This window comes from Pseudomonas fluorescens (assembly GCF_902497995.1).
GTDB lineage: Bacteria > Pseudomonadota > Gammaproteobacteria > Pseudomonadales > Pseudomonadaceae > Aquipseudomonas > Aquipseudomonas fluorescens_BK.
This window is the reverse complement of the sequence record NZ_CABVII010000011.1, coordinates 19,031-43,904: the sequence shown is the minus strand read 5'-3', so window position 1 is coordinate 43,904 and position 24,874 is coordinate 19,031. Positions and strand designations below refer to the sequence as shown.

Below are 24,874 nucleotides of genomic sequence, written 5' to 3'. Positions count from 1 at the left end.
GGTGCCTATGAGCAATCCGTATCTGCTTCTCTGGTTGGAGGCGCCCTTGCAGGCCTGGGGACATGACTCCAAATTTGGGAGACGTGACAGCCTCGACTTCCCGACCAAATCTGGTGTCCTGGGTTTGCTCTGCAGTGCCCGTGGCGCCGGTGGCGATGAAAGCACTTGGTTAAAAGCATGGGCTGACTTAGATATGCAGGTGATCGCCTATGTACCAAAAGACCGGCAGGGCAAGCCCTCGCCGCGCGAACCGCTGCTGCGCGACTTCCACATGGTCGGCAGTGGCTACGATGACCAAGATCCTTGGGCCAGCCTTCTGATTCCAAAAACTAGCGATGGGAAGAAAGCGGTGGGGGGTGGCACTAAAATGACTTATCGCTACTACCTACAGGACATTGCCTATGCGGTTGCCTTACAAGCACCGGCAGCACTGGCGGATGAAGTGAGCAGCGCACTGGTTAGCCCAGTCTGGGATCTTTACTTGGGACGCAAAAGCTGCGTACCGACCGAACTCATTTACCAAGGCCAGTTCGGCGTGGTGACAGAAGCGCTGCAAGCGGGGGAGCTGCTCGCAGCCGACAAGAACCGCGCCTTTGCCTTGCGAGTGCTACAAGGTGAATACGAAGGAGAGGTACTGACGCTGAACGATGTGCCCCTGCAGTTTGGTGAACACAAAAAATACAGAGATCGTCGAGTTACCGTTCAGAACTGGGAGTAAAGGGAGGGCTGCCAGCCAACGTCTGTTCATCAAGGCCACTCGCCTGGTTTCGAAATGCTGAGCATTTCTGAAGTGCAATTGATTGTGGAAACTCCGACACTTAAAACGATCTGATTCGCATATTTTGTGTTTGAAAAAAGGGCTCTTTAACAATATGTTGGTGTCTTCCCCACGCCCGTGGGGGTGTTTCTACGATCACCTCTCAAGGGAGTGCTATCACAGCATCTTCCCCACGCCTGTGGGGGTGTTTCCTTCGGCGATGACGCGTCCTTTCAGATCTATCAGTCTTCCCCTCGCCCGTGGGGGTGTTTCCGACGATCCGATTATCCCGCTGTGCAATATGAAGTCCTCCCCACGCCCGTGGGGGTGTTTCCTTCGGCGCGGGCATGGTCTTCGCTGACTTCGAATCTTCCCCAGACCCGTGGGGGTATTTCCGGGACGGCCCCGAAGGCGTAACCCATGGCTTCGTCTTCCCACGCTAGTGGGGGTGTTTCCAAGTCGAACCTGTACTCTGCGACCGTCAACCTGCCTTCCACACGCCTGTGAGGGTGTTTCCTACTGTCCATCCGGCAGATCGATAAAAGTATGGTCTTCCCCACGCTAGTGGAGGTGTTTCCGTCTGAAACACGGTTATTGACCAGACTCAGCGGTCTTCCCCTCAATCGTAAGGGGTGTTTCCCACGGGAGAGGTATCGACGGTGAGCCTGGTCGAGTCTTCCCCATGCACGTGGAGGTGTTTCCACCAGGCCGGTCAAATCCTGCGTACTGGACAAGTCTTCCCCACGCTCGTGGGTGTGTTTCCAACGTGGGATTGCAGGGTGACGTGGTGCGCCGGTCTTCCCCACGCCCGTGGGGGTGTTTCTAACGTGGGGCTGCAGGGCGACGTAGTGCGACGATCTTCCCCACGCCCATGGGGGTGTTCCAAGCGCCCGGACGCCTGGGCCGAATATGGCTAGTCTTTTCCCCACGCCCGTGGGGGTGTTTCCTCGTCGATCTTGCAGTGCAGGCCTTCGTGCGCGTCTTCCCCACTCCCGTGGAGGTGTTTCCACGCCAGAGATCGCGCGCCATCTCGCAAAAGGGTCTTCCCACGCCCGTGGGGGTGTTTCCATCTTGTGTCGCCGGCGCGCTGATCGGACACTGTCTTCCCCACGCCCGTGGGGGTATTTTCTCACCCATGCCGACGCGCCTGGCGGTCTTGAAGTCTTCCCCACCCCCGTGGGGTGTTTCCGGCACACCTACTGCACGACTGATATTTGCCGAGTCTTCCCCACGCCCGTGGGGGTGTTTCCTCGATTGAGGCGATGTGCAGCATCTGGCCGGAGTCTTCCCAGCGCCCGTGAGGGTGTTTCTGATTTAGCCGATATCGAAAGCGGCCTGCTCGCGTCTTCCCCTCGCCCGTGGGGGTGTTTCTGTGGGAAGCCTCACCCGTATTGAGGGTCTGTCGACTTCCCCGCGCCCGTGGGGGTGTTTCTATCGCAGCGGAAAATGTCACTCAGGGCGATGCGTCTTCCCCACGCCCGTGGAGGTGTTTCCATCTATCAGCCTTCAATGCTAAACCGCCGGCAGTCTTCCTCGCGCTCGTGGGGGTGTTTCCAAGGGCTTAAAAAAAAAGAGAACCCCAGGCCTGGTCTTCCCCATGCCCATGGGGGTGTTTCCAACTACATGCCGATGTCGATGCCGTTCCAGATGTATTCCCTACGCCCGTGGGGGTGTTTCCCAGAACGACCAAGGCACCACCCTGTTTATGAGGTCTTCCCCACGCCCATGGGGGTGTTTCCGAGAAAGACCTGCACAGCATGACGGCGTCGGGGGGCTTCCCCACGCTCGTGGGGGTGTTTCCTACCCCGCGCTCTATGACAAGTCGGCTGTGTATTCTTCCCCACGCCGGTGGGGGTGTTTCCTCCATGGTCTGGTTGGCTACTTCCTGGTCAACGACTTCCCCATGTCCGTGGGGGTGTTTCCGACGGAATCCGCCTGCACAGCAATGACGGTACGATTCCCCACGCCCGTGGGGGTGTTTCCGGCACACCTACTGCACGACTGATCTTTGCCGAGTCTTCCCACACCCGTGGGGGTGTTTCCAACGCCTCGGCTACCCTGTCGCACCAGCCGAAGTCTTCCCCACGCCCGTGGGTTTCCTCACTCGACATCGATAAAGTATTGGTGAAGCCGTCTTACCCACACTCGTGGGGGTGTTTCCAAAGAGCAGGAATCTGCCGTTCTTGGCAAGCGGTCTTCCCCACGCCCGTGGGGGTGTTTCTTACACGCAGCAGGCTTTGCTAGATCCGACTGGGTCTTCCCCACGCCCGCCCGTGGGGGTGTTTCCATCGTCTACGGGATGCCTCTAGAAATGCTGGCGTCTTCCCTACGCCCGTGGGGGTGTTTCCAAGAAGAGTCAAGGTTCGTACTGGTTCGAGAAGTCTTCCCCACGCCCGTGGGGGTGTTTCCGCCGTCCAGAACCCCTTGGTCGGTACCGCCAAGTCTTCCCCACGCCAGTGGGGGTGTTTCTAAGTTGACCAGTACCTTGCTGAGCTACCGATTGTCTTCCCCACGCCAGTGAGGGTGTTGGGCTGCAGGGCGACGTAGTGCGACGATCTTCCCCACGCCCGTGGAGGTGTTTCTAACCAAGCGTCTACCATTGCCGCGATAAGCGAGTCTTTCCCCACGCTCCTGGGGGTGTTTCTGTGGGAAGCCTCACCCGTATTAAGGGTCTGTCGTCTTCCCCCGCGCCCATGGTGGTGCTTCTTCGAATTGCAGCAGGTCATAGCCCAGCTGCCCGTCTTCCTCACGCCCGTGGGAGTGTTTCTAATTGGGGCCAAGACGGTTCGGATTGGGGCCGGTCTTCCCCATGCCCGTGGGGGTGTTTCCAGTTCAAGCATCACCAACCTGACTGCTGAGGTGTCTTCCCCACGCTCGTGGGGGTGTTTCCATGCGTTGCTATTGGGCTGTGATCACCCCGCTGTCTTCCCCACGCCCGTGGGGGTGTTTCCAGTTTGCAAGGTAGTGATCTGATATGACCCCAGTCTTCCCCACACCCGTGGGGGTGTTTCCGACAAAGGAACGATCGGCCAAGTCTGCCGAGAGTCTTCCCCATGCCGTGGGGGTGTTTCCTCGTCGAACTTCTTGCCCAGGGCTTCGGTGATGTCTTCCCCACGCCCGTGTGGGTGTTTCCGGCACACCTACTGCACGACTAATCTTTGCCGAGTCTTCCCCACGTCTATGGGGGTGTTTCCATCTGACTTTCTCATGAAGCGACTCCTATCGAGTCTTCCCCACGCCCGTGGGGCTGTTTCCATCGGCAAGATCGTGTCCGAGTACCGCCGCACGTCTTCCCCGCGCCCGTGGGGGTGTTTCCAAAGCGCACATGATCACCCGAGGCTTTACCCTGTCTTCCCCACGCCAGTGGGGGTGTATCCAGACACAGGCTGAGGCTGGAGATCAGGAACAAGTCTTCCCCACGCCCGTGGGGGTGTTTCTGCCGACCGGAAAAGGCGGGACTGCCAAGACGTGTCGGCAACCTCACCTCTTTGATCTGGCGATCATTCTCCCTCTGGCTAGCAGCACGCAGCTCGACGGCGTCACGAAGTTCGTATGTGCTTTCCGGGTTGCCGTGGTTGATGAGTAGGCGATGCTGATCTGGTGTCGTTTGGCACCGCGTTCCTGGCCACCCGGATTTGGCCGAGCGATTCAAACACGGCAGTGCCCTGAACAAAGCAGACCCGACGACGTTCTACCAAGGTGAGGAACGCGGCTACACGGACTATCCGACCATGGCGGAATTCCGATAAACACAATGAGTCAAATATTGGATTAGAAGCCAGTCAGCGCAGTGTCTCCCGCACATCACAAGGCATTCGCTGACGCTTTTGGCTTGCCAGCCATGTCCAATTGCGCGCTTTTCTTCCTTGAATATCCCCTCAATAGGCACGTAGGCGAATGCCCAAAAGTGTGGTCAGGATTCTCCACCAGCGAGCAATACGTGCCATTCAAGCACACCATGAGTGGACTTGGTCATGTACTGGGGCGTCAGTGCAGTGCCAGCATCAGGCCAGATTAACGATCGTTGCTCCCCTTTCCTCCCAGAGTGCGATCACGCCGCCTCTCCATCCACGATGGAATCCTGTCTTGACAAAAAAACTGTGATCACATATCACTATACGAGAATTCCTAGTCACACCATGCGTCGACTGCGGAATACGTCCCACAAAAATAAGACAGGGTAAATAGCTATGAACGTTGTGAAACGACTCACCCCATACTCCGGATTGAAGGTCTTGATATCGGGGGGAGCAGCGGGAATTGGGGAAGTAATTGCTGCTGCCTATCTCGAAATCGGGGCGAAAGTGCATGTATGTGATGTCAGTGAGCGAGCAATCTCACAATTTCGTGAGCGCTACCCAGAAGCCTTGGCCACGCAGGCCGATGTTTCCGATTCTGCTCAAGTTAAGCGCGTCTTTGACATACAAAAGGAATGGGGGAATGGACTCGATGTACTGATAAATAATGCAGGCATCGCAGGGCCGACCGGCGGAATTGACACGATCAGCGATGCCGAATGGGAACAAACGATAGACATAAACCTCAATGCACAGTACCGCTTCGCTCATCATGCTATCCCCCTGCTGGTTGAGTCTGAACATGCTCACATCATTCACATCTCATCCGTCGCAGGGCGCTTAGGTTACGCTTGGAGAACCCCTTATGCGGCGACCAAATGGGCAATTGTAGGGCTGATGAAGTCATTGGCAGCGGAGTTGGGCGAAAAGGACATTCGGGTCAACGCACTTCTACCGGGTATCGTCGAAGGCCCTCGCCAGGATCGCGTTATCAGTGATCGCGCCAAGCAATTAGGAATCTCTGAGCCTGAGATGCTCCAACAAACGTTGAAGAAAATCTCATTACGCCGGATGACTCCACCTGAGGATGTGGCAGCAATGGCCTTATTTCTCTGCTCTCCCGCCGCTCACAATGTGACAGGCCAAGCGATCAGCATCGACGGCAATGTCGAGTATCTCTGATCAAGTTTCGTGATAGATCTACAACGGCTCGCCAACAGTCTTGCTGGCGAGCCGTTTTTTATTTAGCGTGTGAATCGGGAATGGCAAATTGCTTTCGTACCCAAACTGAACCACAACGCCGGATCCCACCCGATTAACCAGTTCGATAAGCCAGTACGTGCCCGAGCCCAGGAACAACGCAGTACTCGTGACATTAGGGTGGCAATGAGAGCTTCTGGAATTCCACAAAGACCAAATCCACCTACTGCCACATGATGTCGTTATGGATAATCACGTCAAGAGCCACTTCGGGGAAGCGTAGTTTTGTTGCTCAATCCGATCCTTGAGCTGAAAAATGTCTGGCACTTCGCGCCGTGTTGTTTATCCGCGCGCACCATGAAGGCTGCGGACTTCGATCGTTAACGAATCGCTGGCGTCTTCTGCAAGATCTGCTAAAAAACGACTTGCATTAACAACGTACCCCTGTGCGTTGGCGCGTAGTCCTGCTTGCTGCTCTTCATTGAGTACGCGAACCACCTTGGCAGGGGAGCCCAGCACTAATGACCCATCCGGGATAACCATTTTTTCTGTAACGAGAGCCTTAGCACCAATCAGGCAGTTCCTGCCAATTCGAGCACCGTTGAGTACGACGGCCTGAATACCAATCAGGCTGCCATCACCGACTTCACATCCATGAAGCATGGCTTGATGACCGATGGTGACATCCTTCCCCAAGGTCAATGGAAACCCCGGATCCGTATGAAGGATGGCACCGTCCTGGACATTCGATCCCTGACCTATCGTGATCAACTCGTTATCGCCGCGAATTACAGCACCGAACCACACACTGGAGTTTTCCTCCAAGCGCACCCGACCTATGACAGAAGCTGTAGGTGCCACCCAACTCTTTGGGTGAGCGTCAACTTTTAGGTCTTCCAAGCGGTATTTCATTGCTGATCACTCCTTTCAACTGTGTGGATGAATCGCTTACCCGTTATATCGGAGCCGGTAGATTTATGAGCAGCTGCGAGGTTTTTAGGTGCTAGGTATTTTTCAGCTCCAGACATGTCCTGCTGCACGAACCTTTGCTGCTCCAAATAGACAGCCGGGAGACAGCTGCATTTGAGGGTGGGCTCTGCCTGGTGCACAACCCAGCCTGGTGACCATTGGGATAGTTCTCCTAGATAGCAACCGTGCAAATACGTTACGCATCGGAGTGAGGTGTCGAGCGAGCGCATTCTTCGAAGAAAATTTCGTAGCAATGTGGAGATAGGGCTTAACGGGCGAGGCCCGCGCAAGTGACTCCCCGGTTGTCGTAGTGCGCTCATGACCGTTCTCCAGTCTTATTTTATGTAGATCGATGCTAGTCGGCTTTCAATCTGAGCACGAGCACCTTGTGATATGTGATCACGGTTCATAATTTTGCGCAAGATTCTTTTCGGCGGTATGGAGAAAGGCCGACCAAGCTATTAAATGCTGCTCCGTATTCACCCACCCGAAAAAACGACGCAAACCGATCTCGCTGTCGAAAACATAAAGGCTTCGGGACTCCTGAAGCAATGTGAGTGTTCTGATGCCCAAATACGGCCTGTTTCGGATTTTCTATCGCCCTTCACAACCGTGATCACAGATGTCTTATTTTTCTATGCCAGCCGGTTCAATCTGCCTATAATCCTCGCCATGAACATATCCACACTTGTAACGCCAATGATCCACCAGACCCTCAGTGCGGACGTTTACTCCCAGCTGCGTGATCTGCTGATAAGTGGACGTGTGATGCCCGGGGAGAAGCTTTCACTCAGATCCATTGCGGATGCTTTTGGCGTTAGCGTTATGCCTGTCCGCGAAGCGGTACACAGGTTGGTCGCTGAGCAGGCGCTTGAAATGGCGGCAAATCGATATATTCGCGTTCCTGTACTAACGGTCAGCCAGTTCCGCGAAATCACCAGTATTCGGTTGAATCTGGAAGGGCAGGCTGCGGCACGCGCTGCGGAACTGGTTGGCGCAGAGGCGCTGCGTGAAATAGAGGATATACACGAAGCATTTTGCAAAGAGTTTGCACAAAGCGCTCCCGATGAGTCACGACTCATCGCACTGAATAAAGAATTGCATTTCGCAATCTATAATCAGGCGGAAATGCCCATCCTGCTCCAGATCGTTGAGTCCCTGTGGTTAAGAATCGGGCCTATCCTCAATTATGATCTGCGATCAGGCAATGAACGCGTGGTACAGCGAGTACAAGCCAGTCATCACGCTGCGATGGTTGATGCTTTAAAGAAGCGCGATCCCGTTGCTGCTTGCGAGTCACTGCAGAATGACATTAAAAGTGCCGCCGAATTTATCCTGAATACCGGGGCGCTGATCGTGGCCGATGCAATCAAGCCTGTCGAAACTGATTAACTTTACCGACAAGCTATAAAAACGAGGCGCTCTGGTATACAGGGCGCCTCTTTTTTTGCTCGCTTCTTACATCTGAGCTCCGATCATCCAAGGTACTGTTTCTTCGTTGCCAACGCCCAGCGCTTCGCTTTTAGATTTTTCTCCAGACGCCACGCGAATAAGCATATCGAAGATTTCCTTGCCCTTGGTTTCAAGGGTGGCATCGCCATCCATGACGTCCCCGCAGTTGATATCCATGTCATCCTTCATCCGGGTGTACATTTTGGTGTTGGTCGCAAGCTTGATCGAAGGAGCAGGTTTGGCGCCAAAGCACGAGCCGCGTCCGGTGGTGAATGCAACGAGGTTCGCGCCGCTGGCGATTTGTCCTGTGGCGCCCATCGGGTCGTAGCCAGGTGCATCCATAAACACCAAGCCTCGGGCTGTAATTGGCTCGGCGTAACGGTAGACCCCCATGAGTGCTGAAGAGCCGCTTTTGGCAACTGCGCCTAGAGACTTTTCAAGAATGGTCGTCAGGCCGCCAGCCTTGTTGCCGGGAGTGGGGTTGTTATCGATGCTGCCTTTTTCGCGGTCTGCGTAGCTTTCCCACCATTTAATAAGGTCGACGATACCCTGGCCAACCTCATGGGTTGCCGCACGGCGAGTGAGGAGGTGTTCAGCGCCGTAGATCTCGGGCGTTTCGCTCAGGATGGCCGTTCCACCTTGCGCTACGAGCATATCGACAGCAACACCGAGGGCAGGGTTGGCCGTGATGCCTGAGTACCCGTCCGAACCGCCGCATTGGAGCGCTACGGTGAGATGTTTGGCCGAGACCGGCTCGCGCCGGCACTCGTTGGCAACCGGCAGCATTGATTCCACTGCAGCGATGGCGGCATCAGCTGCATTGCGGGTTCCGCCAACGTCCTGGATGACCACAGGAGCGATAAGCTTGCCGGTCTCGATGCCTTGGGCCATGAACAGCGCGCCCATCTGATTGGCTTCACAGCCAAGGCCGATGACCACCACGCCAGCGAAGTTGGCGTGCTTGATGAACCCGCCAAGCGTTCGCCGCAGTTGGTTCACCCCCTCGCCGTTGTGCTCAATGCAGCAACCAAAGCTGTGGGTGATCGGCACCACGCCATCCACGTTCGGATAAGCATCTAGTACACCGTTTCGCGAGAAGTGCTCAACCACCATTTTGGTCACTGTAGCAGAGCAGTTCACTGTACTCACGACACCTATGTAGTTTCGAGTAGCAACCCGTCCGTCCGCTCGGACGAAACCTTGGAACGTGACGGGAGAGGTGGCTGGTGAGGCGATTTTGGCATCCTCGCCGAACGCGTAGTCCCGCTCGAACGTCGCCATCTCAAGATTGTGCGTGTGTACGTAATCACCTGGCTCGATGGTTTGCGTAGCAAAGCCAATAATTTGGCCGTAACGCAGAACAGGTTCGCCTGCGTTCACATGCGCAAGGGCAATTTTGTGCGCTGCGGGTACATCGGTACGCACCACAATATTGCCGAACTCGGTGACCACCGTTCCTCGAGAGATCGAAGCGCGTGCGATCGCAACGTTATCGTTGGGGTGGAGTTTAAGTGCCAGGGATATGGTATTCATTTCATCCTCGAATTTTCAGTAATGCACGGCGCGGCTTGGGGCAATACTATGTTGTCCCGAGTTGTAGTGATCGTTTCCTGTGCTTGACGTAACTTGGTACTCAGGAATGCTGCGACGGTCAAAAGCGCTGCGACAATGATGAGTCCATTCTTGGTGCTCCCTGTCGTTTGCTCTACGAAGCCCAGCAATGAAGGGCCGAAGAAACCACCGGTAATTCCGAACGTATTTACTAACGCAAGTCCTGCCGCCATACCAGCTCCCGCTAGCCTTGAACTGGCGAAGAGGAATATCACAGGCTGAACAACAAAAAACATCGACGCAGTGAGAGTAAATCCTATGAGTGCGATCAAGGGCGTGGTGTAAGCTGCAAGGGTCAATCCGGCCGACATCAGGAGAAGGCCTCCAAACATGATCTTGCGAGATAACTTTGGAGTTGTTGCATATTTTGGAAGGAATGCTGCGCCGAGTGCTGCAGCTATCCATGGGATTGAATTTAACAGCCCTATTTGTAAGGATGACAACCCTCCGTAGGTACCGATGATGCCCGGCAAGAAGAAAATTACCGAATACACACTAATTTGATGTAGAAAGTACACCGCGATGGCAAGCCAAATTTGAGGGATTTTAAGAACGCCCTTAAAAGAATGACCAACGTTGCCGGAAGCGATTTCTTCATCATGTTCTTTCTTGAGACTTTGCTCTACTTCAATGGCTTGTTCCTTTGATAGCCAACTTGCAGTAGATGGGCCGTCCGGAAGCTTTCGCCAAATAACGACGGAAAATAGAACAGCTGGAATGCCCTCCAAGAAAAACAGCCACTGCCAGCCGTGCCACCCCAGAATTCCATCCATCTGCAACAACAACCCGCCAACCGGGCCGCTGATGATGTTTGCGAGACAGACCCCGATGAGGAAATAGCCGCTGGCTCGTGCTCTTTGCTCCCGACCAAACCAATAGGTTAGATAGAGCATTACACCTGGAAATAGTCCTGCTTCAGCCGCCCCCAGTAGTGCACGCGCAATGTAAAACGTAGTCTCATCGGTAATGAAGGCCATACCGGCAGACAATAACCCCCACGTGATCATGATCCTGGTGATCCAGAGTCGGGCACCTACTCGGTGCATGATCAGGTTGCTGGGTACTTCCATGAGCGCATAGCTGAGGAAGAAGAGCCCTGCGCCAAACCCGTAGGCGGCAGCGGAAATACCCAAGTCGACTGCCATGTGAGTTTTGGCAAGTGAAATGTTAGTTCTGTCCAGAAAGCTTATGACGTAAGCAAAGACCAACATCGGCATTAGTTTGCGAAACATTAAAGCGTTCAGCGACTGTCCCTTTTGTGTTTTTGTATGGGTCGTGGCTAACATGGTTCAGGTTCTCCTCATGAGGATAGAGTCCCAGGACGCTGCTGCTGTGCAGCGCCGCTTGACGAAATATCCTCTAGATAAACTTCAGGGGGAGTGCAGCGCTTAGAAGTTGACGTTATCGCCACCTTTGAGTTTCAGGATTTTCCTGGCGTCATCGGGTGTCGCAACTTCAAGAGAAAGTCCTTCAAGAATCTTGCGCATGCGCAAGACTTGATCGGCGTTGCTCTTTGCCAATTGACCCGGCCCGTCCCAAAGCGAGTCTTCGAGCCCTACACGAACGTGTCCGCCCAAGGTGGCCGATTGAGCGCCAATGCTCATCTGTTGCTTGCCTGCTGGAAGAACCGACCATTGATAGTCATCCCCGAAGAGCCGATCGGCCGTGCGCCGCATATGCAGGACGTCCTCAGGGTGACCGCCGATACCGCCCAGAATGCCGAAAACCGATTGGATCAAAAATGGGGGTTTGATGAGGCCGCGATCAATGAAATGTGCAGCGGTATAGAGATGCCCAATGTCATAGCATTCGATTTCGAAACGGGTACCGTTTTCACTGCATGACTCAAGGATATGAGCAATGTCGGTAAATGTGTTTTTGAAAATACGATCATGGCTGCCAGCCAGGTAAGGTTCCTCCCAGGCGTGTTTGAACTCCTTAAACCGATTGAGCATTGGGTAAAGGCCCATGTTCATCGTGCCCATATTTAGTGAGGCCACTTCCGGTTTGAATTGGTGTGCCGGGCGAAGTCGATCCTCAAGAGACATTGTCGGTGCACCACCTGTCGTCAGGTTGATCACCACATCGCTAGCCTCTTTGATAGCAGGAAGGAACTGTTTGAACAGTTCAGGATCCTGAGAGGGGCTGCCGTCAATTGGGTTACGAGCATGTAGGTGAACAATTGAGGCGCCCGCCTCAGCAGCACCAATCGCCGCTTCGGCAATTTGGCCTGGCGTGACCGGCAGGTAACGGGACATGGAAGGTGTGTGAATTGCGCCGGTAACCGCGCAAGTAATGATGACTTTACGAGCCATGGTGATCTCCTGGGTACTTTTATTTTGGTGTTCAGGATGAAGTAGAACTGTCAAGAATTTGGGGCTTGACGCTTATGAGCAGCGAGAGCCATCAGGCGTCGGTCGCGCCAGGCGGAACGTAATGCAATTCCTTCGAGCTCAAGTTTTTGGCGGCGCTCGTCATGCACTTTGGCTACGGCTGATTCCGACCAGTCAAAAGCATTTTCGGAACCGATCGTTTCGCGATTTTGTTGACCATAGCGTTTGGCATAGTCGGACACGCCGGCAGGGGCGTTGAGATCGATAGTTTCGAACGGGCCCATAAACGACCAGCGAAGGGCGAGTCCATCTTTCAGCACCCGATCAATATCCTCCGAGCTGGCCAGACCGTCCTCGTGCAATTTGAAGCATTCGTTCAGGACTGCGGCTTGAACTCGATTGAGCAAGAAGCCGTGTATCTCCCTCGACAGGACGACAGGGCTCTGTCCGGCTGCGGTGTAGATCTCATGCGCTCGAACCATGACCTCGGAGTTTGTCCACGGCGCAGGACACAGTTCTACCAGCGGAACCAGGTAAGGCGGGTTGGTTGGGTGAGCAACTACGCAACGCCCCCGTCCTGGCAGATCCTTGGTGAACTCAGAGGCCGGTAGCCATGAGGTTGAACTGGCAAGAATCGCGTCCTTGGGAGCCAGCGCATCCATTCGACTAAAAATGTCGATTTTTGCTTCCACCGTTTCCCGAACGTTTTCTTGCACCAGCACCACGTCACGTAGCGCTTCTGCCAGGTCGGGAACACACGTAATGCGCGCAAGTACGGTGAGGGGGGCGTCATTGAGAAGATCGAATTCTGCGAGCTCATTGAGTCTCGCTTCGATGTAGGTATGGCTGTTCTGCATTGTCTGCAGATCCATGTCGTGCAGACGTACCGGGTGCCCTGCGCGAGCAAAAACGATCGCCCACGCTCTGCCAATCAGGCCAGCACCAACGATTGCAACGGGGGCACGCTCAGTCGCAGAGGTAGTTGTACTTCGCATGATGTTCTCCAACTTTTGTATTTATGGTTAGGAGTGATCGTTCGAGCGAGGTTTTACATATTGCCGCCGCTCAGATGTACGCTCTGAAATTGATGCTATCCGGTGTGATCACAGATCACAAGGAAATTTTCGCGACTGTCTGACGATCGGCCTCACGAGCAATGCGAGGCCGCAGAGGTGATAGTTGAGAGGGATTTAAGTGAAATAAAGCAGCGGGAGCTGAGTACGCGCGTAGCGGTAGCGGCTAAGTAAAAAAAGCAGGAGCCTCAAGGGTTGGCGCAAGACCAAGTCTTGCGCCCAGGTTGGCGAAGGTCTCTTTCGACCCTCGACCTGCAGACTGAATGCACCCCGGAAAGCCCGCCTTCCAAGCGGGCCTTTCAATCATGTCTTTCAGCTTTTGCGACCGTGACCGGCTTCCTGAAGGAACGCGCGCACGGTGTCACAGAACTCCAGAGGGTTTTCCGTCATGGGATAATGTCCAGTGCCGGCAAGTACCGCGACTTTGCTGCCTGGGATGCGAGAGGCTGTTTCTTCGACCTTCTCTTGGAACACTAACCAATCGGCATCACCCCGCAAAAGCAAAACAGGGGCTTTGATCTTTCCTACATGTTGCCGCTGATCAAAGTTTGCATAGCCTGTCAGGTCACCTTTCATCACCTGCGGCGTGGTGCGCGAGATCTGCCACACCACCTCCCTCGCGCGATCTGGTGGAGTGCGATTGCCCGTCATCGAACGAGACCAGGCACCGATGATCTCCGGCCCATTCATGAGCAACATATCGAGGAAGAACTCCGAAACCGTTGGGGTAAAATCTGCCCCTTCAGCTGAAATGATCGCGCTGTACGCATCGGGTCGACGCGCCCCCAATTCCAACACCAGATTGCCACCCATCGAGCATCCCATGATGGCGGGCCTCTCAAGTCCCAAGGCCTCCATAAGACGCTCGTTGAACTCCGCATGGCGAGTGAGGCTGTGGAATGGGCCTGATTCGGGTAGCTCTGATTTGCTGTGCCCAGGGGCGTCAATCGCAATGACGCGGAATTCATCTGAGAGACCGTCCAGTACGTGCCTGTACATTAGAGAATCTTGTGATGCTGCGTGGAAGCAAACGAGTGGACGCCCCTCCCCTGATTCTTCGTAGTAAACGCGAATTCCATCCACGGTAATGTACCGTCCTACCGTCTCTTTGCCGGACGGTTTCGGCCCGGGAGAATAGGAAACTGGAGGGGTTGTATCGGTTTTCCCTACACGTTTCATTGCGTCGAACGAGCGGGCCATCACATCAACGTACTGCCATGCGGCAACCACGTTGCCCTCAAGCTCAAGTTTGCCCAACCCTGGGGACAACGCTTCAAACCAGTCGATCTTTCCGTCAAGAACGCGTTGCCACTCATCATCAGAACCAGACACGATGATATCCGCGCCCAAGGGGCTTCCTTCCGGGTAGACCGCAACGACTTTACCGGCGAGAACCGCAAGCGTTGAGAAGCCTGTGCTGTGCTTGAATTGAATGCGCCCATCGAAATAGCGAGCAGCGGCAGTCCAATCAGCATCACCGTTTAACTCATCGGCGAATTGGCTCAACCATTTGGCATCATTAATAAGGGTCATGACTTTCTCCTAGCTTCAGCTATCCCCAACGGGATTTTCTTGTAAGTGCAGGTGCAACAGGTTTGTTACAAACCCATGTTGCAAGATTGCTTCGAGACCAGCGCCTTATCGTACTTAAGGAACCAGCCGGTAGTTTCACGTGTGAAGAAAATGGTGATGATGGCCGCTAGTACCATGAGGCCGGAGATAAAGTAGAGCGCGTAGTTGTAGCCAGCAGCCTGCTCAAAGCCACCACCAGCGCCGATGAACATCCCGATCACGAAAGGCCCGAAGCCACCGGCGTAAATACCGACGTTGACGATTGAGCCTGCAAGGCCAGTCGTGCCTTGCTTTGCAGAATCGAACGCGATGGCATACAGCAACGTGTAGGGCGCGTTCATTGCGAACCCAGCAAACAATTGAATCGCAATCAGCCAGGTCAGGCTGACTGATGAGTATTTGAAGAGATACATGCCCACCGCAAGCCACGCGAAAACAAGTACCAGGCAAAGTTTTCGGCCAGCTCGGTCTGAAATCCATCCCCAAACGATCTGGCCGATGCCGCCGGTGATGGTGAAGAGCACCGAGTAAGCAGCAGCCTCCGCGAAGTTGTAATGAGCAACAAAGGCCAGGTACTGAGGCAGCCAGAAGCTGATGCCGAAGTAGCCCACAATCGCAAACATCGAGATCAATGCGATGGTGCTGATGTTTGGATTTTTCATCGCCGATTTGAAAGCACCTTTGGGTACTTCTACGACGCCTTGGGCAGCTTCCAACGCCGGTGGCGTTTCGCCTACAGCTTGAGCATGCTCAACAAATGACTCGTATCGCTTCTTCGTACTGAACCACCAGTAAATCGAGAAGATGATGATCATCGGCACCGGAAATATCAGAAAGGCCAAGCGCCAGTTTTCTGGGCCATAAGCATTCAGCAGTGCACTGATCGCCAGGCCGCCGATCAATGTGCCCCAAGGATATCCAGTGTGATGAAGGCCCAATGCGAAGCCTCGTCGCTCTTTCGACCACCACTCGGACAACGAGGTAACTTCGATGGCTTCACCGGCACCGCCAAATGCGTGAGACATCACCTGAAGTGCGACGAGCACTCCCAGCGATCCGGTCAAGAAATTCAGACCTGTCAGAAAGGTGAAAAGGGTGTAGGCGACTACGATCGGCAGATGGCGATATTTTCGCATCCATCCTTGGCCACCTTTATCAGCCCAAATCATGCAAGGCACTGCTATCAACGACGTCGCGATCGTGATGAAGGCAGCAAGCAATCCGGTTAGCTCTGCGCTTGTTTTAAATTCGCTGGTGATGGAAGGCAAGACCATGAAAAACATCTGGCGGGAGTTGGCATCCATGGCATAGACGAGCCATAGAAGAGCCATCGCTCCCCATGAGGCTACACCTGCCCCTTTCGGCACGCACTTAATCGCAGGTAATGCTTCGATTTTGTCTTGAGCAAATCCCATGGGGATATCTCCGGGTGTTTATTTTTATTCTCCGGCTGAGGATTCGTGTTTTGCACACTTGCGACCCCAGCATCTGAGATGAATCAGCGCTTGTCGAACTGCTCACCATGGACAGAGGTTATGGGTCAATTTTAAGGTTGAATATAGCTAGCCGAGCACACCTGCTGTGAACGGTAGGAACAGGTCAGTGGCACAAAACGAGAGGAGCCCCACCGAAGCACTCGTCCAGGAAATTTCGGGGGACTTGGTTTCAAACTGAGAATGATCTGTCGAGCACAGGGCAGGCGCGAAGTTACCAACGAGTAGGATCAGCGGCTCACTGAGCCTAGGAGCCAAAGTTGCAGGTTGGCCCAAGGGTAAAATGAAAATTTGTGGAGGTGCCAGAGTGGCTATCAAGGCGCTTCGGGTAGTCCTCTCACGACCTTCCATGGATGATCAATCCATTTTTGCTGGAAAAATTCGATAAACACTCTGATGCGAGGGCTCAGATGTTTACGGTCTGAGTAGAGGAGGTAAATCGGCTCCAGGATCTCCGCTTTATACTCGTCGAGCAGGAGTACCAAAGAGCCTTCCTGGATGTCTTTTCCAATGTGAAAATCTGCAAGGCGGACTATGCCCGCTCCTGATTTGGCCATGTCTCTTAGCAGCTCGCCTTGAGTAAACGAACCCCTCGGTTTCACAGGGGTCGTAACGCCCAGACCATCCTGGATAAACGCCCATTTGTTCCAGGGGCTGACGAAACTGAAGATAAAGCAGCGATGGTTCATCAGGTCTTTCGGCTGCAGCGGTGTTCCATACTTTTCGAGGTAATCAGGCGAAGCGCATAACAACCATTCACATTCGCCGATTTTCTTTGCAATTCTGGATGAGCTCGGAAGAATCCCACTGTGAATTGCTATGTCCAACCCTTGCTCGAACTGGTCAACGAACTGGGCGCCTAACTGAATCTCGACATCAAGACCGGGATAAGTGTCGAGGAATTCTGGCAACCAAGGCACGATTTGCTGCTTTGCAAAAGAGGTCATCGTGTGGATGCGTAGCGTGCCACTGACCCTTGAAGGAAGCCCTTCTGCCAGAGAGTCAGCCTCACTCATAGCTTCAACCACAGCTTTCGCACTGCGCAGGTAAGCTGCCCCCTCCTCCGTCAGAGTGAGGACTCGGGAACCCCTCTGGAAAAGCCGAACCCGAAGCCGATCCTCTAGCCGCGCTATCAATTTACTGATGGCCGACGGAGTCATCTCGTGCGCCCTGGCGGCAGCAGAAAAACTTCCGCACTCTGTTGACCAGATGAAGGCTAGCATTTGAGAGTATTGATCCATTTCGGTACGCTCCTTAGGCGACTGAATCCACCTGTTTATCTACACAAAAAAACGCGCCGGAGCGCGTTTTTTTTGACCCAAAATCAGCGAATGAACTGCTCGATATAATCGTCCGGCAAGCCCAAGTCTTTGTAATGGCTGCGGGCAGCTTCCAGCTTGGTGAAAACGTCTTCATAGCCAACCGCGACACCCTGGGGGTCGACGTAAGTGTAGCCACCCTGAACGTGGAACCAGGTAATCATTTCTTCGACATCTTCAGGGACGAACAGAGTGTGAGTCTCCCCTGGCGGCTCGAATGCAAAGGAGCCTTCATCAGCAACCCAGTCGTGTTCGAGGTAGTACCAACGCCCCTTCAACACGATCGCATGCACTGCACCTGAGTGGCGGTGACGTGACAAAACCCCGCTCTGCCGCACTCGGAGCAAGTTGATGTAGTACCCGCCGCTAACGCTCAGCAGCAGTGGTTTGAAAGATACTGACTTGGTGACAGGCACCCAGAGATTATCGTCTTCGAGCCAAGTGGTCATAACGCCTGGATGCACCATGTCTGGAGACATGAAAGGCACCTGCGGCAAAGCATAAGGAATGGCAAGTTCATCAGGTTTAACGGGCGTATTCATTATAATTTCTCTCAACGTGTGACTGGCGAGCGAGCCAGGATTTCAATCGCTGAGTGAGAGTAGGTGATGCTCTCGCACAGGAGAATACTCAGAAATTCACACCATCTGTGACCACTCGTCACAGCGCGTAAGACTCATCCCGTTGAAGGCCGCGACTCATCTAAGACGCCAACTGCGCACGAGTTCAAGCGATTGACCCAGCAGATTTTTCATTGAGTGGATAGCGGCCACCAGTGGATCGCGCCCCATCAGAGGGGACACATTTTCCCCAATACCTTCACTACCATGCAGACCTGTTCATCTGAAAGCCGCTTACACAGTAGTAATCGGCTTGAAATAATGAGGTTTAGCAATGACTTCTCTCAGCCCTTCCCTTGAGCTCAGTCCCGAGCTTGCAGCTCACCCGGCCTATTCGCGAGTGTTCCAGCCCGAAGGCCTCACCTTCGGATACATCATGCCTCTGGAAGGCTACCCAAATTCGCCGTTCCCTACTTTGCAGGATCATCAGCGCCTTGCTCGAATCGCGGATGAGGCTGGTTTTGCAAGTTTATGGATGAGGGACGTGCCCTTCTACGATCCAAGCTTTGGTGACACCGGGCAGATGATCGACCCCTTCGTCTACCTTGGATATTTGGCAGCCGTAACTAAAAAAATTGCTTTGGGAACGACAGGAATCGTTCTTCCACTGCGCGAGCCGTTGATCGTTGCTAAACAATCTGTGTCGGTTGACCAGCTCACCGGTGGACGATTCTTGTTAGGGCTCTCCAGCGGAGATCGCCCGATTGAATATCCCGCATTCGGGATTGATTTCGAAGCGAGAGAAGAACGATACCGGGAAGGCTTCGAGCTGATTAAGACAGTCACTGAAAACAGCTTCCCAAGCGTCTCAACCAAACTTTTCGGCCAGCTGGAAGGCTTGCTAGACATGGTACCCAAGCCAGTTGGCCCTCGACTCCCAATGATTGTCGTGGGCCGGGCCCGTCAGACGCTTGAGTGGATAGCCAATAATGCCGATGCCTGGATTTGGCATCTGAGCGACTTCAATCGTTTGCCCGGCCTCATCCGCGAGTTCCGTTCTGCCAGTCAGACCGGCAATGCAAAACCATACGGCTACGCGACGTTTTTCGATCTGGCGAAGGATCCGAGCACACCGCTGGAACGCGGCTACAACGGAATAAGGATCGGGCGTAATGCTCTCGTGGATCTCTGGAAACGGCAACAGGATGAAGGTGTTTCACACGTCGCACTGAATATCAAACCTCTGCAGCGACCAGCCGCTGATGTCCTGGAGGAGATGGCTGAGTATGTCCTGCCACACTTTCCCATAGGCCAACCTGTCTCGCAGGTGACCCAGTGACCGGCTCAAGTGATCGCACCGACATTAAGGGCGTTATAGCCACCTTTCTGGAAGCCTGGGAGAGCGGTTATTGGGAATCTGCTGGGGATATGTTCACTGACAATTGCCAGCTGGTAACAAGCCACATGTCCGCTCATGAGGGTGGAGGCAAGATTGTCAGAGCCTTCCAGCAAGACCGTGCCAAGGCTGATGGCTTTTCAGTGAAGGCAACCAATCACTATGTGGGTGGTGGAGAAACCGACGCCAATTTCAGTTTCTACGCCTATGGCCATATCAGCAAAGCCACAAAGTCGGCCACTCTCGGATTTGGAATGACTGTCACAGGCTCTATGAAAAAGACAGCAGGCACCTGGCGCCTCGACAGCGTGCTGATTGCCTTGAATTGGATAACCGGGGACTACTCGCTTGCAATTCACTGGCAGCTTCCACCAGGTGACGACGGATGGAGGATTGGCGACCCAGCCCCGACCATCGTTAGCGAGCTGAATTCGCCATGGCTTGCTTTCCCTAACTCAACGGCTTCGGTGACCAGTGCGGAATGTATTGCTGAAACCTACGCTCGTTACTCATGGGCGCTGGATCAGGCTGACATGCAGCTGCTTGCTCATTGCTTTACCAACGACGCCGCTGGCGATTTCCAACCGATGGGCCTTATTGAAGGGCGCCACGCGATCATCGGCTCCTTCAAGAATTTCGCAGGCCCTGGCCGTGGATGCAGCATTTCGCGGACGTGCTGGAGATCAAGTCCGACGAGGAAAAGGGTGTAGCGGAAATGATTGTCGGCAGAGTCATTCCTGGAAACTCACACACGCAAGATGGCACGCCTCTCTATGGCGCGCATTACCGGATGCGACTTCGTCGCAAGCATGAGGGATTCTGGCAACTGACCTGGAGCGAGTACCGCCCAGGCTGGTTCAATGCCAATGAAGCACCAAGAGTTTAGTCCCTTCCTGGAAACGCTCTAGGGCCGTGGCGCCGTACTATCTCGGACGACGAGTTCGATTTGTATGCGCTCGCGGCGTGCAAGTGGGCGCCCCTCGATCAGCGCAACGATGTTGTTAGCGCTGCTGATACCAATTTTCGAAGTCGGCACCCTGACGGTCGTCAGGGCTGGCACGTAGGCAGCCGCGAACTCGATATCATCGAACCCGCTGACTGATAGTTCTTTGGGGACGTCGATCCCATTGGAGCGCGCTTCCGCCAACGCTCCGATACAGGTGAGGTCAGTGCTGCAGACAATGGCTGTAGGCTTGGGGTTAAGCTCCATAGCAATCCGCAGCCCGGCGCGCCCTCCCTCAATCGTGAATGGCTGCTCAATAATCCGTTCACTTGAAAGCTCTATCCCTGACTCGAGTAGCTGAGCGGTGATTCCTTTCAGACGGTATTTTGCTCGTTCGTTGTTAGAAACAACTCCACTGATCATGGCGATACTTTGATGACCAAGGCTAAGCAAGTGCTTGGCTATCAATCGACCACCCTCCTCATTGCTGAACCCCACGCAGTGATGGTCGTGAGCACCATCTAGCGACCACATCAGAATGAATGGGCATTGGGCGGCAGTTAGTGCTTCATAAATTTCAGGACTATGTTCAGTACCCACCAACAGTAGGCCTTCGACGCCCCGCTCAATCATGTTCCTTACGTTTACCAGTTCTTGCGCCTGGTCGTATTCATGGGAAGAAATGATTAGGTGATACCCAAGCTCCGTTAGCCTTAACTGGAGGGCCTGGACAGCTTCAGCGAACGCAGGGTTGTTAAAAGTAGGAAACACGGCTCCGATGCTGTGCGTGCGCCTGGATGCCAAAGCACGCGCGGCCCCGTCTCGCACGTACCCGAGCTCTTGAACAGCTGCTTGTACTTTGGCCAGGGTTGCAGGTTTCACTAAGTGCGGGACAGCCAATGCTCTTGAAGCACTCCCCATCGAGACGCCCGCCAATTCAGCCACATCCTTGAGCTTCGGTTTCTCGATTTTTTTCATTGGAGATTCAGCATCCTCAATCGTAGCGCGGAGACAGGACGATCAGAAGAACGCCCTCGATTTGCGCAGAGGATGATAAGCCAACAGCCTGCCGTTCGGGAGCCGTTAATTGAAGGGAAGAACCTGAGAACAGCGTTTCTGCTGCCCCCAGGCAAAGACACTTATTTAATGACGATCGGATTCACAGGAGCTCCGGTTCCGCCAACGACCTTTAGAGGGGCTGCGGTGTAGAGGAACGTCCACTGACCGTCCTCAGCGCAGTCCTCAGCGAGAGGATCAAGCTGAGCGATCTCAGTGAGAGTGATGCCCAAGTTCCTCATGAGTGCGTTGTGCAACGGCAACGCAACCCCTGACACGGGATCGACGGTGACTTCGTTAGCGATGGTGTCGGTGACAATGTTCGGAATTTCCATCTCCTGAAACCACTTCACCAGCTCAGGGCTGTAGGTCAGGCCTGGCTCGATAAAGTCTTTGTAGAACTCTTCCGGGTCGCGTTTATAAAACGAGCCAATCCATCCAGTGCGGATGATGAGAATGTCGCGCTTGTTGATAGAGACGCCTTGAGCCCGGGCCGCAGCCATTAGATCCTCATGGTTGAAAGTTTCACCTGCATCCAGCACGTCTTTACCACGGTGGCGCGCTATGTCGATCAGAATGCCTCGGCCAACGATGCCTTTTTCACCCAATGGAGCAACGCTCGCCTTGGCCAGGGAGCCGATAGTGGTATCGGCGCTGTAGCCATTCCAAATCTGATCGTCGTACCAGACATGCCCAAGGGCGTCGTACTGAGTTGACCCTTGAAGATGAAAAAACATCACGTCGTCGGCGAACTCGTAAGAACCCGGAAAGTGTGGGCCTTTGCCACAGTTGTAGTGACCACGATCCATGATATTCATGCGTTTTGACTGGGAGCGGCCAGGCCAGACCGGGTCACCTGCAGGATCAGCCATCCGCACCTGCAAAGTAAATGTCTTGCCTTGCTTAACCTCTTTGACCCCTTGGAGCACTTCGATACCTGTAAGGTAGTTGAGTGAACCTACCTCATCATCCGGGCCCCACTTCCCCCAGTTCTTAGGGGAGTCTTTGAGCAAGTCATGAATGTGCGGAACGGTCTTGTCTGTCATTTTCTGAGCCTCTTTTATTCTTGGATTAGCTGTGCTGCATTTAGCGGTTAGTTGAAACGTTCAAATCGTTGTCCAAGCTCGTCAGCACGAGCGAGTCCTCGGATGAGTCGTTCAGCCGTAAGGGCTGGCGCCATATTTTTCGCGTACACCGCACCCAGTGTTGCCTGGACGACAATGTCCAGTTCCTCAGAGGTAAACGGAGACGTCTGGCCAAGGCCGTAGAGGGTAACGGGAAGATTCACATCATTCAGAAGCTGAGCGACCTCTAGGATCTCTGAGTCTGAGCGCTCTTCGACGGACATCTGCACCAGCGTCCCGAATGCGACAAGCTCACCATGCAGCATGGAAGTAATCGCAGGAATTGCCGTAAGACCTCGCACAAGCGCATGGGCTAGCGACAAGCCGCCACTCTCAAACCCAACGCCACTGATAAGGACGGTTCCTTCAACAACCCGCTCGACATCATCATTAACTTCGTGCCGGCATACTGCTTGGTAAGCGCTGTATCCGTAGGTCATGAGTGTCGTAAACACTGCTTCGGTTAGCAGCAACGCTGTATTCAGCGCAGGAGTACCAAAAGAGTTATTGCCTCCGGCAGACTGACATTGTTGCGCCTCAAATTTTTTACTTATGGCGTCCCCGATACCGGCGGCGAAAAACCTTGCAGGCGCACGGACGATGACTTCAGTGTCAACGACCACTGCAGAAGGGTTCATATTCAGGTACTCGACACCGACGACTTTATGCGTTTCGTCGTAGAGCACAATTAATCGGCTGGTTGGGGCATCGCTCGATGCGATCGTCGGGCATACGACGATCGGAACGTTGAGCTGGGCGGCCATCCCCTTAGCAGTGTCAATTGTCTTTCCCCCACCCAAAGCGATGATGGTGTCTGGCTCGTAATCTGCTGATCGCTCACAGAGGGAGGAAATTGCCGCTTTGGTGCATTCACCAGGAAAAACGATACTGCTCGCCTCGATGCCATGCTCGGACAATGCATTCCCGACTTCAGGCCATAAGTGCCTCGAGACAAACTCGTCGCATAACACCAAAGGGCGCGATTGCCCCATATCCGAAAGGATTCTGCCAAGCTGTTTTAGCGCGCCAGGCCCTTGCTCGTATCGGCCAGGAAAACCCATTGTTCGAACCATGCCACCACCCGCTGCTTAAAAAAAACCGTGAGATAAATCGTTACGTTGAATACGAGCCCGGCTGGATCAGCGCATCAACCAGCCACCTGCCACATCCACGACTTGGCCAGTGATGAAGTCGCTGTCGTTTGAAGTCAAAAAGCATGCTGCTTTAGCTACCTCAATTGGCGTTCCAAGACGGCCCAACGGAGTCTCATCAACGACTGCCTGGTTCGCTTGCGCAGAAACGGTTTTAAGAAGCGGCGTTTCGATGCGTCCCGGAGCCAGTGCGTTTGCCGTAATGCCATAGGGCCCGAGCTCACCTGCCAGGTGACGGGTGAAACCGATAACTGCGGCTTTCGTGGCGCTGTAATGCGCCGCGACGATAGGGAGGTAAGCGCTGCCAGCAACGGAAGACATGTTCACTATTCTTCCAAAACGGCGTTCGACCATCGCTGGTGCGAGAGCTCTGACCAAGTTGAATGAGCCTGTCAGGTTGATACCAACGACGCGATCCCATTCCTGAGGATCCATTTCCCAAATCGGCGCTGGTGCGCCCTCGTGTTTGGGTGAGATACCTGCATTGTTAATCAAGGTGTCGATCGGGCCGAGCTGCTCGGTAAGCTCAACACAGGCTCGACTGCATTGAGCGAAATCTGACACGTCAGCTTTCGCCCAGGCCACCACATGTCCGGCAGCAATTAGTTGCCGGGAAAGCTCGGAAACTGACTGTTCGTCGAAATCTACCAAGGCAACCCGCGCGCCCTCTTCGCAATACAGCCGGGCGATCGCAGCACCGATACCTCCCCCCGCCCCGGTAATGAGAACTGTGCGTCCTGAATGTCTAAGATTCGTCATGCCAAATTCCCCGCGCTGAAAAAACAGAAACAAGACGCGGTGATGCTCACACGCGTCCAATGCCGCAGTGGCTGACCGAAAATTTCGGAATCATGTAGGCGGGTGGTTTTAGGAGATTTGCGTGGCGAAGCCAGTGCCCCCGTGCCGGAGCGGTCGGTGACTTTAGATAAGAGAGTGGCGCGGGCTGCCGGCGTGATTGACCGAGCGAAGGCTAATGATGCAGTGACCATTATGATCTCCAGACTTGCCTAGGAAAACGGCAAATATGAATCGTTTCATTCTCACAGCCTGCGGCCCTAAGCCAACAAA

The 24,874-nt window shown here is 54.1% G+C and carries 19 protein-coding genes; 5 read left to right on the top strand and 14 right to left on the bottom strand.

Annotation, left to right across the window (positions count from 1 at the left end; all coding sequences use genetic code 11):
• The first annotated feature begins 7 nt into the window (after positions 1-7).
• Both cas5e and F8N80_RS14440 read left to right on the top strand, forming a co-directional pair.
• A complete protein-coding gene (gene cas5e, locus F8N80_RS14450) occupies positions 8-718 on the top strand; it encodes a type I-E CRISPR-associated protein Cas5/CasD (protein WP_150784100.1) in 711 nt (236 codons plus the stop codon).
• Positions 719-4,947: 4,229 nt separating this feature from the next.
• Positions 4,948-5,736, top strand: a complete 789-nt coding sequence (locus tag F8N80_RS14440) for an SDR family oxidoreductase (protein WP_150784099.1) — start codon at positions 4,948-4,950, stop codon at positions 5,734-5,736.
• 62 nt (positions 5,737-5,798) lie between these two features.
• Here the strand turns inward: F8N80_RS14440 and F8N80_RS14435 are convergent, their stop codons facing one another.
• The gene (locus F8N80_RS14435; protein WP_150784098.1) at positions 5,799-5,987 is read right to left on the bottom strand and encodes a hypothetical protein; all 189 of its coding nucleotides are present in this window, start codon (positions 5,985-5,987) and stop codon (positions 5,799-5,801) included.
• Positions 5,988-6,096: 109 nt separating this feature from the next.
• Complete coding sequence (locus F8N80_RS14430; protein WP_150784097.1) at positions 6,097-6,666, bottom strand: gamma carbonic anhydrase family protein; 570 nt, start codon at positions 6,664-6,666, stop codon at positions 6,097-6,099.
• A gap of 522 nt (positions 6,667-7,188) precedes the next feature.
• On the opposite strand from F8N80_RS14430, the gene F8N80_RS14425 reads away from it, so the two are divergent.
• The gene (locus F8N80_RS14425; protein WP_224790682.1) at positions 7,189-8,115 is read left to right on the top strand and encodes a GntR family transcriptional regulator; all 927 of its coding nucleotides are present in this window, start codon (positions 7,189-7,191) and stop codon (positions 8,113-8,115) included.
• 66 nt (positions 8,116-8,181) lie between these two features.
• On the opposite strand, the gene F8N80_RS14420 is transcribed toward F8N80_RS14425, so the two are convergent.
• The 8 genes from F8N80_RS14420 to F8N80_RS14385 all read right to left on the bottom strand — a co-directional run bounded on the left by F8N80_RS14420 (position 8,182) and on the right by F8N80_RS14385 (position 18,118).
• On the bottom strand, positions 8,182-9,708 hold the full coding sequence (locus F8N80_RS14420) for a UxaA family hydrolase (RefSeq protein WP_150784096.1): 1,527 nt from the start codon (positions 9,706-9,708) through the stop codon (positions 8,182-8,184).
• Complete coding sequence (locus tag F8N80_RS14415; RefSeq protein WP_150784095.1) at positions 9,705-11,072, bottom strand: MFS transporter; 1,368 nt, start codon at positions 11,070-11,072, stop codon at positions 9,705-9,707. The genes F8N80_RS14420 and F8N80_RS14415 overlap by 4 nt, the downstream gene beginning before the upstream one ends.
• Before the next feature lie 102 nt (positions 11,073-11,174).
• Positions 11,175-12,101, bottom strand: a complete 927-nt coding sequence (locus F8N80_RS14410) for a 3-keto-5-aminohexanoate cleavage protein (protein ID WP_150784094.1) — start codon at positions 12,099-12,101, stop codon at positions 11,175-11,177.
• Between the two features lie 50 nt (positions 12,102-12,151).
• Entirely contained in the window at positions 12,152-13,114 is a 963-nt protein-coding gene (locus F8N80_RS14405; RefSeq protein ID WP_150784093.1) for a 3-hydroxyacyl-CoA dehydrogenase, read from the bottom strand.
• A 390-nt stretch (positions 13,115-13,504) separates the two neighbouring features.
• A complete protein-coding gene (locus F8N80_RS14400; protein WP_150784092.1) occupies positions 13,505-14,725 on the bottom strand; it encodes an alpha/beta fold hydrolase in 1,221 nt (406 codons plus the stop codon).
• Between the two features lie 65 nt (positions 14,726-14,790).
• A complete protein-coding gene (locus tag F8N80_RS14395; RefSeq protein ID WP_150784091.1) occupies positions 14,791-16,179 on the bottom strand; it encodes an MFS transporter in 1,389 nt (462 codons plus the stop codon).
• 392 nt (positions 16,180-16,571) lie between these two features.
• Positions 16,572-17,498 carry a LysR family transcriptional regulator gene (locus F8N80_RS14390; RefSeq protein WP_150784090.1) on the bottom strand — a complete coding sequence of 309 codons (927 nt, stop codon included), beginning with the start codon at positions 17,496-17,498 and terminating at the stop codon, positions 16,572-16,574.
• A gap of 83 nt (positions 17,499-17,581) precedes the next feature.
• Positions 17,582-18,118 (bottom strand): 2,4'-dihydroxyacetophenone dioxygenase family protein, encoded by a 537-nt coding sequence (locus F8N80_RS14385; protein ID WP_150784089.1) that lies wholly within the window; start codon positions 18,116-18,118, stop codon positions 17,582-17,584.
• A gap of 352 nt (positions 18,119-18,470) precedes the next feature.
• On the opposite strand from F8N80_RS14385, the gene F8N80_RS14380 reads away from it, so the two are divergent.
• Together F8N80_RS14380 and F8N80_RS14375 are read left to right on the top strand one after the other, a co-directional pair.
• Complete coding sequence (locus F8N80_RS14380; protein WP_150784088.1) at positions 18,471-19,475, top strand: LLM class oxidoreductase; 1,005 nt, start codon at positions 18,471-18,473, stop codon at positions 19,473-19,475.
• On the top strand, positions 19,472-20,242 hold the full coding sequence (locus F8N80_RS14375; RefSeq protein ID WP_191632927.1) for a nuclear transport factor 2 family protein: 771 nt from the start codon (positions 19,472-19,474) through the stop codon (positions 20,240-20,242). Before F8N80_RS14380 ends, F8N80_RS14375 begins: the two co-directional genes overlap by 4 nt.
• Before the next feature lie 194 nt (positions 20,243-20,436).
• Here F8N80_RS14375 and F8N80_RS14370 read toward each other — a convergent pair whose 3' ends face one another.
• The 4 genes from F8N80_RS14370 to F8N80_RS14355 form a co-directional block, all read right to left on the bottom strand.
• On the bottom strand, positions 20,437-21,453 hold the full coding sequence (locus tag F8N80_RS14370) for a LacI family DNA-binding transcriptional regulator (protein ID WP_007913182.1): 1,017 nt from the start codon (positions 21,451-21,453) through the stop codon (positions 20,437-20,439).
• A gap of 161 nt (positions 21,454-21,614) precedes the next feature.
• Positions 21,615-22,577 carry a cyclase family protein gene (locus tag F8N80_RS14365; RefSeq protein ID WP_027620510.1) on the bottom strand — a complete coding sequence of 321 codons (963 nt, stop codon included), beginning with the start codon at positions 22,575-22,577 and terminating at the stop codon, positions 21,615-21,617.
• 47 nt (positions 22,578-22,624) lie between these two features.
• Complete coding sequence (locus F8N80_RS14360) at positions 22,625-23,716, bottom strand: glycerol dehydrogenase (protein ID WP_224790681.1); 1,092 nt, start codon at positions 23,714-23,716, stop codon at positions 22,625-22,627.
• A gap of 78 nt (positions 23,717-23,794) precedes the next feature.
• Positions 23,795-24,565 carry an SDR family oxidoreductase gene (locus F8N80_RS14355; protein WP_150784086.1) on the bottom strand — a complete coding sequence of 257 codons (771 nt, stop codon included), beginning with the start codon at positions 24,563-24,565 and terminating at the stop codon, positions 23,795-23,797.
• Positions 24,566-24,874 lie beyond the last annotated feature (309 nt).

Bases quoted from the DNA above. Each gene is read 5' to 3' on its own strand.
- F8N80_RS14440 (WP_150784099.1), top strand. From the start codon at position 4,948: ATGAACGTTGTGAAACGACTCACCCCATACTCCGGATTGAAGGTCTTG.
- F8N80_RS14400 (WP_150784092.1), bottom strand. From the start codon at position 14,725: ATGACCCTTATTAATGATGCCAAATGGTTGAGCCAATTCGCCGATGAG.
- cas5e (WP_150784100.1), top strand. From the start codon at position 8: ATGAGCAATCCGTATCTGCTTCTCTGGTTGGAGGCGCCCTTGCAGGCC.
- F8N80_RS14390 (WP_150784090.1), bottom strand. From the start codon at position 17,498: ATGGATCAATACTCTCAAATGCTAGCCTTCATCTGGTCAACAGAGTGC.
- F8N80_RS14395 (WP_150784091.1), bottom strand. From the start codon at position 16,179: ATGGGATTTGCTCAAGACAAAATCGAAGCATTACCTGCGATTAAGTGC.
- F8N80_RS14430 (WP_150784097.1), bottom strand. From the start codon at position 6,666: ATGAAATACCGCTTGGAAGACCTAAAAGTTGACGCTCACCCAAAGAGT.
- F8N80_RS14355 (WP_150784086.1), bottom strand. From the start codon at position 24,565: ATGACGAATCTTAGACATTCAGGACGCACAGTTCTCATTACCGGGGCG.
- F8N80_RS14415 (WP_150784095.1), bottom strand. From the start codon at position 11,072: ATGTTAGCCACGACCCATACAAAAACACAAAAGGGACAGTCGCTGAAC.
- F8N80_RS14425 (WP_224790682.1), top strand. From the start codon at position 7,189: ATGCTGCTCCGTATTCACCCACCCGAAAAAACGACGCAAACCGATCTC.
- F8N80_RS14365 (WP_027620510.1), bottom strand. From the start codon at position 22,577: ATGACAGACAAGACCGTTCCGCACATTCATGACTTGCTCAAAGACTCC.
- F8N80_RS14370 (WP_007913182.1), bottom strand. From the start codon at position 21,453: ATGAAAAAAATCGAGAAACCGAAGCTCAAGGATGTGGCTGAATTGGCG.
- F8N80_RS14380 (WP_150784088.1), top strand. From the start codon at position 18,471: ATGACTTCTCTCAGCCCTTCCCTTGAGCTCAGTCCCGAGCTTGCAGCT.
- F8N80_RS14405 (WP_150784093.1), bottom strand. From the start codon at position 13,114: ATGCGAAGTACAACTACCTCTGCGACTGAGCGTGCCCCCGTTGCAATC.
- F8N80_RS14420 (WP_150784096.1), bottom strand. From the start codon at position 9,708: ATGAATACCATATCCCTGGCACTTAAACTCCACCCCAACGATAACGTT.
- F8N80_RS14385 (WP_150784089.1), bottom strand. From the start codon at position 18,118: ATGAATACGCCCGTTAAACCTGATGAACTTGCCATTCCTTATGCTTTG.
- F8N80_RS14360 (WP_224790681.1), bottom strand. From the start codon at position 23,716: ATGGGTTTTCCTGGCCGATACGAGCAAGGGCCTGGCGCGCTAAAACAG.
- F8N80_RS14410 (WP_150784094.1), bottom strand. From the start codon at position 12,101: ATGGCTCGTAAAGTCATCATTACTTGCGCGGTTACCGGCGCAATTCAC.